Consider the following 10,388-nt stretch of genomic DNA (forward strand, 5'->3'; position numbering starts at 1 on the left):
TTCAAACTACATCAAGGCGGCAAAGGAGTGAATCCCCTGGCACTAACATTCAACGTGTGACTGGGGTAAGCGAATGCAGCCGACAAGGAGGTAGCGTGAAGGGTGACGTGTATAAACGAAAGATGAGTCTATGAGCACTGATAATAAGCAATCGTTGCCTGCGATTACCCTCGCAGCTATTGGGGTTGTCTACGGTGATATTGGTACCAGCCCGCTTTATACGCTTCGTGAATGTTTGTCCGGTCAGTTTGGTTTTGGCGTTGAACGAGATGCCGTGTTTGGTTTTCTGTCGCTGATCTTCTGGCTACTCATCTTTGTGGTTTCCATCAAATATCTCACCTTCGTGATGCGCGCCGATAACGCGGGTGAAGGTGGAATTTTGACGCTGATGTCGCTTGCCGGGCGTAATACCTCGGCGCGCACCACATCCATGTTAGTTATCATGGGACTGATAGGCGGCAGCTTCTTCTATGGCGAAGTGGTGATTACGCCGGCGATTTCGGTGATGTCGGCGATTGAAGGCCTGGAGATTGTCGCGCCGCAGCTGGATACCTGGATTGTCCCGCTCTCCATTATTGTGCTGACTCTGTTGTTTATGATTCAGAAGCACGGTACGGGAATGGTAGGGAAACTCTTTGCGCCGATCATGCTGACCTGGTTTTTAATCCTGGCGGTACTTGGCCTGCGCAGTATTATCGCCAATCCCGAAGTGTTACATGCGCTGAATCCTGTCTGGGCGGTACGTTTTTTCCTTGAATATAAAACCGTATCATTTATTGCGTTGGGCGCGGTGGTGCTGTCGATTACCGGCGTAGAGGCGTTGTACGCCGATATGGGACACTTCGGTAAGTTCCCGATTCGCCTGGCGTGGTTTACCGTGGTACTGCCGTCGTTAGTACTGAACTACTTCGGTCAGGGCGCATTGCTACTAAAGCATCCGGAAGCGATTAAAAACCCCTTCTTCCTGTTGGCGCCGGACTGGGCGTTAATTCCGCTGCTGATTCTGGCCGCGCTGGCGACGGTGATCGCCTCCCAGGCGGTAATTTCCGGCGTCTTTTCGCTGACGCGTCAGGCTGTGCGTCTTGGCTATTTGTCGCCAATGCGCATTATCCATACCTCCGAGATGGAGTCCGGTCAGATCTATATCCCTTTCGTTAACTGGCTGCTTTATTTCGCGGTCGTGGTTGTTATTGTTAGCTTTGAGCACTCCAGCAACCTGGCGGCGGCCTATGGTATCGCCGTGACCGGCACGATGGTGCTGACGTCTATTCTTTCTACGACCGTGGCGCGTAAGAACTGGCACTGGAACAAATATTTTGTCGCGCTGATCCTCATCGCATTCCTGTGCGTGGATATCCCGCTGTTCTCGGCCAACCTCGACAAATTGTTGTCCGGTGGTTGGCTGCCGCTGAGCCTGGGCCTGATCATGTTCACGATCATGACCACCTGGAAGAGCGAGCGTTTCCGTCTGTTGCGTCGTATGCATGAACACGGTAATTCGTTGGAAGCGATGATTGCTTCGCTGGAGAAGTCACCGCCGGTTCGGGTGCCGGGTACTGCCGTATACATGTCGCGCGCGCTCAGTGTGATCCCTTTTGCTTTATTACATAACCTGAAGCACAACAAAGTGTTGCATGAGCGCGTAATCTTACTGACGTTGCGTACGGAAGATGCGCCTTATGTGCATAACGTTCGCCGGGTGCAGATTGAGCAGTTGTCTCCGACATTCTGGCGCGTGGTGGCCAGCTACGGCTGGCGCGAAACGCCAAACGTTGAAGAGGTGTTCCACCGCTGCGGTCTGGAAGGGCTTAGCTGTCGGATGATGGAAACGTCGTTCTTTATGTCGCACGAGTCGTTGATTGTCGGCAAACGCCCGTGGTATTTGCGTCTGCGCGGCAAGCTGTATTTGTTGTTGCAACGCAACGCCCTGCGCGCGCCGGATCAGTTCGAGATCCCGCCTAACCGCGTGATTGAGTTAGGTACGCAGGTCGAGATTTAACCCCTCATCAACATGCCGGGGGCCGCGTTGGCTTACCCGGCCTGACCAATCCGTAGATTCCCACAAGATAATCGCCTGATTTCCGCTAGCGAAACGTTTCGACGGCGATCACAATTCTGTTACGTCATGATGGTTTTATGAACACATCCAGGGTTACACTGCGGCCAGCGAAACGTTTCGCTAGTGGAGCAGAAAAATGAAGAAAGGCACCGTACTCAACTCTGAAATCTCGTCGGTCATTTCCCGTCTGGGGCATACTGATACTCTGGTAGTCTGTGATGCGGGTTTACCCATCCCGAATAGCACCGCGCGTATCGATATGGCACTAACCCAGGGCGTACCTTCTTTTATGCAGGTGGTGGATGTCGTGACCCGGGAAATGCAGGTTGAGGCGGCGATTCTTGCAACGGAAATCAAACAACAGAATCCGCAGCTCCACGAAACGTTGCTCACTCACCTTGAGCAACTGCAGCAACACCAGGGAAACACCATAAAAATTAGTTATACGACACACGAACAATTCAAAAAATTGACTGCAGACAGTCAGGCAGTGATTCGCAGCGGGGAGTGTTCCCCGTATGCGAACGTCATTCTTTGCGCTGGCGTCACTTTCTGAGGCCGCTATGGACGCATTACTGCAACTCAAAGGGATCGATAAAGCGTTCCCCGGCGTGAAGGCTCTCTCCGGCGCCGCGTTAAACGTTTATCCTGGCCGCGTTATGGCGCTGGTGGGGGAAAACGGCGCCGGAAAATCCACCATGATGAAAGTATTAACCGGCATCTATACGCGAGATGCGGGATCGTTGTTATGGCTGGGTAAAGAGACCACCTTTAACGGGCCTAAATCGTCTCAGGAAGCCGGGATCGGCATTATTCATCAGGAACTGAACCTGATTCCGCAGTTGACCATTGCGGAAAATATCTTCCTGGGCCGTGAATTTGTGAATCGCTTTGGCAAAATCGACTGGAAAAAGATGTATGCCGAAGCCGACCACCTCTTAGACAAACTCAATCTGCGCTTTAAGAGCGATAAGCTGGTGGGCGAACTCTCTATCGGCGATCAGCAAATGGTGGAAATCGCCAAAGTGCTGAGCTTCGAATCCAAAGTCATCATTATGGATGAACCGACCGATGCGCTGACCGACACTGAAACCGACTCTCTGTTCCGCGTTATCCGCGAATTAAAATCGCAGGGGCGCGGCATTGTCTATATCTCCCACCGTATGAAAGAGATCTTCGAAATTTGCGATGACGTGACGGTCTTCCGCGATGGGCAATTTATCGCCGAGCGTGAAGTGGCCACGTTGACCGAAGATTCTCTTATCGAAATGATGGTGGGACGTAAGCTGGAAGATCAGTACCCGCATCTGGATAACGCGCCGGGTGAGATTCGCCTCAAGGTCGATAATCTGTGCGGACCGGGCGTGAATGATGTCTCTTTTGTGCTGCGAAAAGGCGAGATTCTTGGCATTTCCGGCCTGATGGGTGCCGGTCGCACCGAGCTGATGAAAGTATTGTACGGCGCGATGCCGCGAACCAGCGGTTACGTGACGCTTGATGGACACGAAGTGGTGACGCGTTCTCCGCAGGACGGACTGGCCAATGGCATCGTTTATATCTCTGAAGACCGTAAGCGCGATGGACTGGTGCTCGGCATGTCAGTTAAAGAGAATATGTCGCTGACGGCGCTGGACTATTTCAGCCGCGCTGGCGGAAGCCTGAAACACAAAGATGAGCAACAGGCGGTGGGGGATTTTATCCGTCTGTTCAACGTCAAGACACCGTCAATGGAACAGGCGATAGGCCTGCTTTCTGGCGGTAATCAGCAAAAAGTGGCGATTGCCCGCGGGTTGATGACGCGCCCGAAAGTGCTCATTCTCGACGAGCCGACCCGCGGTGTGGACGTCGGCGCCAAGAAAGAGATTTATCAGCTTATCAACCAGTTTAAGGCCGACGGCCTGAGCATCATTCTGGTCTCATCTGAGATGCCAGAAGTATTAGGCATGAGCGATCGCATCATCGTCATGCATGAAGGGCATCTCAGCGGTGAATTTACTCGCGAGCAGGCCACCCAGGAAGTGTTAATGGCTGCCGCAGTGGGCAAGCTTAATCGCGTGAATCAGGAGTAAAAAAGATGACAACCCAGGCTGTTTCTGGTCGCCGTTATTTCACTAAAGCGTGGCTTCTTGAGCAGAAGTCGCTCATTGCCCTGCTGGTGTTGATCGCGATTGTTTCGACGTTGAGCCCCAACTTTTTTACCGTTAATAATCTGTTCAATATTCTTCAACAGACCTCCGTCAACGCCATTATGGCGGTGGGGATGACGTTGGTGATTCTGACATCGGGGATCGATCTGTCCGTCGGTTCCCTGCTGGCGCTCACCGGCGCGGTTGCCGCTTCAATTGTCGGCGTTGAAGTGAATGCGCTGGTCGCGGTTGCCGCCGCGCTGGCGCTGGGCGCTGCGATTGGCGCCGTCACTGGCGTTATCGTCGCGAAAGGCCGCGTACAGGCGTTTATCGCTACGCTGGTGATGATGCTGCTACTGCGCGGCGTGACGATGGTTTACACCGACGGTAGCCCTGTCAACACTGGCTTTACCGATAACGCCGATCTGTTTGGCTGGTTCGGTATCGGCCGTCCGCTGGGCGTTCCTACGCCGGTCTGGATCATGGCTATCGTCTTTATCGCCGCCTGGTATATGCTGCATCACACCCGTCTGGGACGCTATATCTACGCGCTGGGCGGTAACGAAGCGGCGACGCGCCTGTCTGGCATTAGCGTGAGCAAAGTGAAAATTATCGTCTATTCACTTTGCGGCCTGACAGCGTCGCTGGCGGGCATCATTGAAGTGGCGCGCCTCTCTTCCGCGCAGCCGACGGCGGGTACCGGCTATGAGCTGGATGCTATTGCCGCCGTGGTGCTGGGCGGCACCAGCCTTGCTGGCGGTAAAGGACGCATTGTTGGGACATTGATCGGCGCATTGATTCTCGGCTTCCTTAATAATGGTTTGAATTTGTTAGGTGTTTCCTCCTATTACCAGATGATCGTCAAAGCGGTGGTGATTTTGCTGGCGGTACTGGTAGACAACAAAAAGCAGTAACAACGACTACAGGACATCTGAAATATGAACATGAAAAAACTGGCTACCCTGGTATCTGCTGTTGCGCTGAGCGCCACCGTGAGCGCGAATGCAATGGCGAAGGACACCATTGCGCTGGTGATCTCTACCCTCAATAATCCCTTCTTCGTGTCGTTAAAAGACGGGGCGCAAAAAGAGGCGGATAAACTGGGTTATAACCTGGTGGTGCTGGACTCCCAGAACAACCCTGCCAAAGAGCTGGCGAACGTGCAGGATTTAACCGTTCGCGGGACCAAAATTCTGCTGATCAACCCGACTGACTCCGATGCGGTGGGTAACGCGGTGAAGATGGCGAACCAGGCGAAGATTCCGGTTATCACGCTTGACCGCCAGGCAACCAAAGGCGATGTCGTCAGCCATATCGCGTCTGATAACGTGCTGGGCGGTAAGATCGCTGGCGACTATATCGCGAAAAAAGCTGGCGAAGGCGCCAAAGTGATTGAGCTGCAAGGCATTGCCGGAACATCTGCGGCGCGTGAGCGTGGCGAAGGTTTCCAGCAGGCGGTAGCCGCCCACAAATTTAATGTCCTGGCCAGCCAGCCTGCCGATTTCGACCGTACTAAGGGTCTGAACGTCATGCAGAACCTGCTGACCGCGCATCCGGATGTTCAGGCTGTCTTCGCCCAGAACGATGAAATGGCGCTGGGCGCACTGCGCGCGCTGCAAACTGCCGGTAAAGCAGATGTGATGGTGGTTGGATTTGACGGTACGCCGGATGGCGAAAAGGCCGTAAAAGATGGCAAACTGGCAGCGACTATCGCTCAGTTACCGGATCAAATCGGCGCCAAAGGCGTTGAGGTGGCGGATAAGGTGCTGAAAGGCGAAAAAGTTCAGGCCAAATATCCGGTTGACCTGAAACTGGTCATCAAGCAGTAATAAACGACACGGGTCAACTATGGCCTGATGGCGACAGAAATACGCGAGCCTCCGCTGAGGTGAACGTAAAAAAAGAAAAGCAGGGCACGCGCCACCCTAACCGGTGGCGCACTTTGACGTGGAACCCCGAATATGAAAACCGCAGGTAATCTCATCGTCCTTGGCAGCATTAATGCCGATCATATCCTTAATCTTGAGTCCTTCCCTACCCCGGGTGAAACGGTAACCGGCAGCCATTATCAGGTCGCGTTTGGCGGGAAAGGCGCGAATCAGGCGGTTGCTGCGGGACGTAGCGGGGCAAATATTGCGTTTATCGCCTGCACGGGCGATGACGATATTGGCGACAGTATTCGTAAACAATTAGTCAGCGATCGTATTGATATCGCGCCAGTTAGCGTCATTAAAGGCGAGTCTACCGGGGTGGCGCTGATTTTCGTTAATGGCGAAGGCGAGAATGTCATCGGTATTCATGCCGGAGCGAATGCCGCGTTATCGCCGGCGTTGGTTGATGCGCAACGTGAACGTATCGCGCAGGCGGATGCGTTACTGATGCAGCTGGAATCGCCGCTGGAAAGCGTACTGGCGGCGGCGAAAATCGCCCATCAACATCATACTACTGTTGCGCTTAACCCGGCGCCTGCCCGTGAGCTACCGGATGAACTGCTGGCGCTGGTGGACATCATCACGCCAAATGAAACGGAAGCTGAAAAGCTGACGGGCGTGCGTGTGGAAAATGACAACGATGCCGCGAAAGCTGCGCAGGTTTTGCATGATAAAGGCATTCGAACCGTATTAATTACCTTAGGAAGCCGTGGCGTCTGGGCCAGCGTAGACGGCGAGGGCCGCCGCGTTCCTGGATTTAGCGTTGAGGCTGTCGATACCATTGCCGCCGGAGATACGTTTAACGGCGCCTTTATCACCGCGATACTGGAGGAGACGCCGTTGCCGGAAGCGATTCGCTTTGCCCATGCCGCCGCCGCGATTGCCGTAACGCGTAAAGGCGCGCAACCGTCCGTTCCGTGGCGCGAAGAGATAGAAGCGTTTTTACATCAGCAGGGGTAACGCTTGGCTACTATGAAAGATGTTGCCCGCCTGGCGGGAGTCTCTACATCGACGGTCTCTCACGTTATTAACAAAGATCGCTTTGTGAGTGAGACGATAACCGAAAAAGTTGAAGCGGCGATTAAATCACTTAACTATGCGCCTTCCGCGCTGGCGCGAAGCCTCAAGTTAAACCAGACCCGCACGATTGGTATGCTAATTACCGCCAGTACCAACCCTTTTTATTCCGAACTGGTGCGCGGCGTTGAGCGAAGCTGTTTTGAGCGCGGTTATAGTCTGGTGCTGTGCAATACCGAAGGCGACGAGCAACGGATGAACCGTAACCTGGAGACGCTGATGCAAAAACGGGTAGACGGTTTACTGCTGCTGTGTACCGAAACGCATCAGCCTTCTCGGGAAATCATGGAGCGTTATCCGTCTATTCCTACCGTCATGATGGACTGGTCGCCGTTTGATGGTGAGGGCGATAGCGATCTCATTCAGGATAATTCGTTGTTAGGCGGCGATCTTGCGACCCAACACCTTATCGATAAAGGATTTACCCGAATAGCCTGTATTACCGGCCCGCTGGACAAAACGCCAGCGCGTTTGCGGCTGGAAGGGTATCGGGCGGCGATGAAACGCGCAGGGCTGGTTATTCCGCAAGGCTATGAGATCACCGGCGATTTTGAATTTGGCGGCGGCTTTGACGCCATGCAGGCGTTACTCGCCCATCAACAGCGACCGCAAGCGGTTTTTACCGGAAACGATGCGATGGCTGTCGGCGCCTATCAGGCGCTATATCAGGCGGGGCTTCGTATTCCGCAGGATATGGCGGTCATTGGCTATGATGATATTGAGCTGGCGCGCTATATGACGCCGCCGCTGACGACTATCCATCAGCCGAAAGATGAATTGGGCGAGCTGGCTATTGATGTGTTGATTCATCGGATGGCGCAGCCCGCCTTGCAACAACAGCGACTTCAGCTTACTCCGGTTTTGACGGTGCGTGGGTCGGTTTAGATTTATGCCGTTCTTTAATCAGATTGTTGCCGTCTTTGGCTCTTAGCAGCATAAACATCAGCGCGGACACGATAGTGATCGCCCCCATCGTGATAAAGGTGTAGTGGAACTGTTCCACGGTACTGGTGCCCGCAAAACCTTCATAAATACGTAACACCGCCGCGCTGATCGCCACGCCTAAACTGATAGACAATTGCTGCGTAACCGCCAGAACGCTGTTGCCGCTGCTGGCGTTATCGTCCGTCAGATCCGCAAGAGTAATTGTATTCATTGCCGTAAATTGAGTGGACATCGCCATTCCAAGAATGAATAGCGGCAGTACGAGCATCCAGATCGGCATGGCGGGAGATTGAAACGAAAACTGGGCAATCATCAGACCGATAAATACCGTAATGCCGACCAGAGTCTTCCGGTATCCCAAACGTCGCAAAACCTGCGTTACGGTCGATTTCGCGATAATAGAACCCAAAGCTGTCGGCGCCATCATGCAGCCGGCGATCAGAGCCGGGTAGCCAAAACCAACCTGTAGCATTAACGGCATCAAAAAAGGTACGCAGCCTGTCCCCAGACGCGTGGCGAGGTTGCCGGCAATACCGACGGAAAATGTGCGTGTCTTAAACAGCGATAGTGATATTAACGGTGTCGGATGACGGCGGGCGTGGCGGATATAGGCCAATAGTAGAACGATACTGCAAAAAATAATGGCGGATGCGATCCATGTCGCCACAATCTTTTCGCCAAACAGTTCCATTCCGCTGGAAAATAAAACCAGACTTAACCCAAAAAGAAAGAAGCCGGTCATGTCAAACTTGCGACGCGGCGTGGTGAAGTTGGGCATATATTTGCGGGCATACAGAATGCCTGCAACACCAATGGGAATATTAATCAGGAAGATCCAGTGCCAGCTTGCCCAGGTCACCAGTACGCCGCCTAATACCGGCCCCAGAATCGGACCTACCAGCCCCGGCATAGTGACAAAGTTAAGAACAGGCAGCAGCTCACTACGCGGATAGGCTCGCAATAACGCAAGCCGCGCCACTGGCATCATCATCGCTCCGCCGACGCCTTGTACGACGCGAAAAATAACCAATTCAGATAGTGAACTGGAGAGCGCGCAGGCCAGCGAGCCTAACGTAAACAGACTTACGGCAACCATAAAGACGCGACGCGTACCGAAGCGGTCAGCCAGCCAGCCGCTTACCGGAATTAACATAGCTACTGTCAGGGTATAACTGATAATAGCGGACTGCATGGCGAGTGGTGAACGGTTAAGGCTATGCGCAATAGCCGGTAAAGCGGTATTCAAAATGGTGGCGTCTAGCGCCTGCATAAAGAAGGCCATCGCCGCGATCCACGGCAGGCCAGCCATACTGCGCGCTTTTTTGCTGGTCATTCAATATCCTGTTAATTATCTGGTCTCTCATTAGGCGCTATTAACAACGCCTGGCAGGCCTGGAAAGCGCGTTCGCCGTCGCCATCAGCGATGGCATCAACAATGGCCTGGTGCAAATCCAGCTTTACCACCTCGTTATAGGTGATTGAGGTAAAGTAAGTGTGATAAACCGAATGAAATAGCGTCGCAAAAGAGATTAGAAAGGGATTGGCGCTCATTTCGTAGATATGCTCGTGCCACGCCATATCCACTTCAATCCATCGTTCACGCTTAAAATGCTTTTTCAGCGCGACCATCTCTTCCATTAAGGCATTAAGCCGCGCTTTCTGCTCCGGTGTGCCAAGAGTCGCCGCCAGCAGGCAGGCTTGCGGCTCCAGGCTAATACGCATCACCAGAAAATGATCTACCACCTGATGAAAATTTTCTTCCGTCATCCACCAGGTCAGCAGCTCTTGATCCAGAAAGTTCCAGTTTCCCTGCGGCATCACCCGCGTACCAATGCGCGGACGGGGTAGCACCATACCTTTAGCCGTCAACGTTTTCACCGCTTCGCGAACTGCCGTTCGACTTACGCCGTACTGCTCGCCCAGTTCTATTTCGCCGGGAAGAATCGTACCGGGGGCGTAGTCACCCTTTAATATCCGCTGCGCCAGCTTTTCAGCCAGAACATAGGATAGATTTTTCTGTGCGGCTAATTGTTGTGCGCTTAAAGGCATGAATGTTCTTCCTTTCTCTTTCGTTTGGTTATTAGTATGCCACCTGGAAGTGTGATTGCAGTTGCAATAACGGCAATTTGCTTATTTTATGGCACGTTAAGCCCGCTGTTGATGAAAAAAGAGACACTCAGAAAATTATTTTAAATTTCCTCTTGTCAGGCAGAAATAACTCCCTATAATGCGCCACCACTGACACGGAAC

At 53.1% G+C, this 10,388-nt stretch carries 9 protein-coding genes; 7 read left to right on the forward strand and 2 right to left on the reverse strand.

Annotation, left to right across the window (positions count from 1 at the left end; translation table 11 throughout):
- Positions 1–130: 130 nt before the first annotated feature.
- The 7 genes from kup (at position 131) to rbsR (ending at position 8,078) form a co-directional block, all read left to right on the forward strand.
- Positions 131–1,999, forward strand: a complete 1,869-nt coding sequence (gene kup / locus ACLJZ5_RS21060; RefSeq protein WP_000102338.1) for a low affinity potassium transporter Kup — start codon at positions 131–133, stop codon at positions 1,997–1,999.
- Between the two features lie 196 nt (positions 2,000–2,195).
- Positions 2,196–2,615 carry a D-ribose pyranase gene (gene rbsD, locus ACLJZ5_RS21065; protein WP_000715944.1) on the forward strand — a complete coding sequence of 140 codons (420 nt, stop codon included), beginning with the start codon at positions 2,196–2,198 and terminating at the stop codon, positions 2,613–2,615.
- Positions 2,616–2,622: 7 nt separating this feature from the next.
- Positions 2,623–4,128: a ribose ABC transporter ATP-binding protein RbsA gene (rbsA, locus tag ACLJZ5_RS21070; RefSeq protein ID WP_000339364.1), complete on the forward strand. Its 1,506-nt coding sequence runs from the start codon at positions 2,623–2,625 to the stop codon at positions 4,126–4,128.
- A gap of 5 nt (positions 4,129–4,133) precedes the next feature.
- A complete protein-coding gene (rbsC, locus tag ACLJZ5_RS21075) occupies positions 4,134–5,099 on the forward strand; it encodes a ribose ABC transporter permease (protein ID WP_000211345.1) in 966 nt (321 codons plus the stop codon).
- 24 nt (positions 5,100–5,123) lie between these two features.
- Positions 5,124–6,014 carry a ribose ABC transporter substrate-binding protein RbsB gene (gene rbsB / locus ACLJZ5_RS21080; protein WP_001056260.1) on the forward strand — a complete coding sequence of 297 codons (891 nt, stop codon included), beginning with the start codon at positions 5,124–5,126 and terminating at the stop codon, positions 6,012–6,014.
- Between the two features lie 132 nt (positions 6,015–6,146).
- On the forward strand, positions 6,147–7,076 hold the full coding sequence (rbsK, locus tag ACLJZ5_RS21085; RefSeq protein WP_000844733.1) for a ribokinase: 930 nt from the start codon (positions 6,147–6,149) through the stop codon (positions 7,074–7,076).
- A gap of 3 nt (positions 7,077–7,079) precedes the next feature.
- Positions 7,080–8,078, forward strand: a complete 999-nt coding sequence (gene rbsR, locus ACLJZ5_RS21090; protein WP_000224488.1) for a ribose operon transcriptional repressor RbsR — start codon at positions 7,080–7,082, stop codon at positions 8,076–8,078.
- Here rbsR and mdtD read toward each other — a convergent pair.
- Together mdtD and ACLJZ5_RS21100 are read right to left on the reverse strand one after the other, a co-directional pair.
- Entirely contained in the window at positions 8,044–9,471 is a 1,428-nt protein-coding gene (mdtD, locus tag ACLJZ5_RS21095) for a multidrug transporter subunit MdtD (protein ID WP_000202071.1), read from the reverse strand. The genes rbsR and mdtD overlap by 35 nt on opposite strands.
- Before the next feature lie 11 nt (positions 9,472–9,482).
- Complete coding sequence (locus ACLJZ5_RS21100; protein ID WP_001131144.1) at positions 9,483–10,187, reverse strand: FadR/GntR family transcriptional regulator; 705 nt, start codon at positions 10,185–10,187, stop codon at positions 9,483–9,485.
- Between the last annotated feature and the right edge of the window lie 201 nt (positions 10,188–10,388).

Source organism: Salmonella sp. 5800 (genome assembly GCF_046558195.1).
GTDB classification, from domain to species: Bacteria; Pseudomonadota; Gammaproteobacteria; order Enterobacterales; family Enterobacteriaceae; genus Salmonella; species Salmonella enterica.

Excerpts from the sequence above, each read along its gene's own strand:
- kup (WP_000102338.1), top strand. The coding sequence starts at position 131 with ATGAGCACTGATAATAAGCAATCGTTGCCTGCGATTACCCTCGCAGCT.
- rbsD (WP_000715944.1), top strand. The coding sequence starts at position 2,196 with ATGAAGAAAGGCACCGTACTCAACTCTGAAATCTCGTCGGTCATTTCC.
- rbsA (WP_000339364.1), top strand. The coding sequence starts at position 2,623 with ATGGACGCATTACTGCAACTCAAAGGGATCGATAAAGCGTTCCCCGGC.
- rbsC (WP_000211345.1), top strand. The coding sequence starts at position 4,134 with ATGACAACCCAGGCTGTTTCTGGTCGCCGTTATTTCACTAAAGCGTGG.
- rbsB (WP_001056260.1), top strand. The coding sequence starts at position 5,124 with ATGAACATGAAAAAACTGGCTACCCTGGTATCTGCTGTTGCGCTGAGC.
- rbsK (WP_000844733.1), top strand. The coding sequence starts at position 6,147 with ATGAAAACCGCAGGTAATCTCATCGTCCTTGGCAGCATTAATGCCGAT.
- mdtD (WP_000202071.1), bottom strand. The coding sequence starts at position 9,471 with ATGACCAGCAAAAAAGCGCGCAGTATGGCTGGCCTGCCGTGGATCGCG.
- ACLJZ5_RS21100 (WP_001131144.1), bottom strand. The coding sequence starts at position 10,187 with ATGCCTTTAAGCGCACAACAATTAGCCGCACAGAAAAATCTATCCTAT.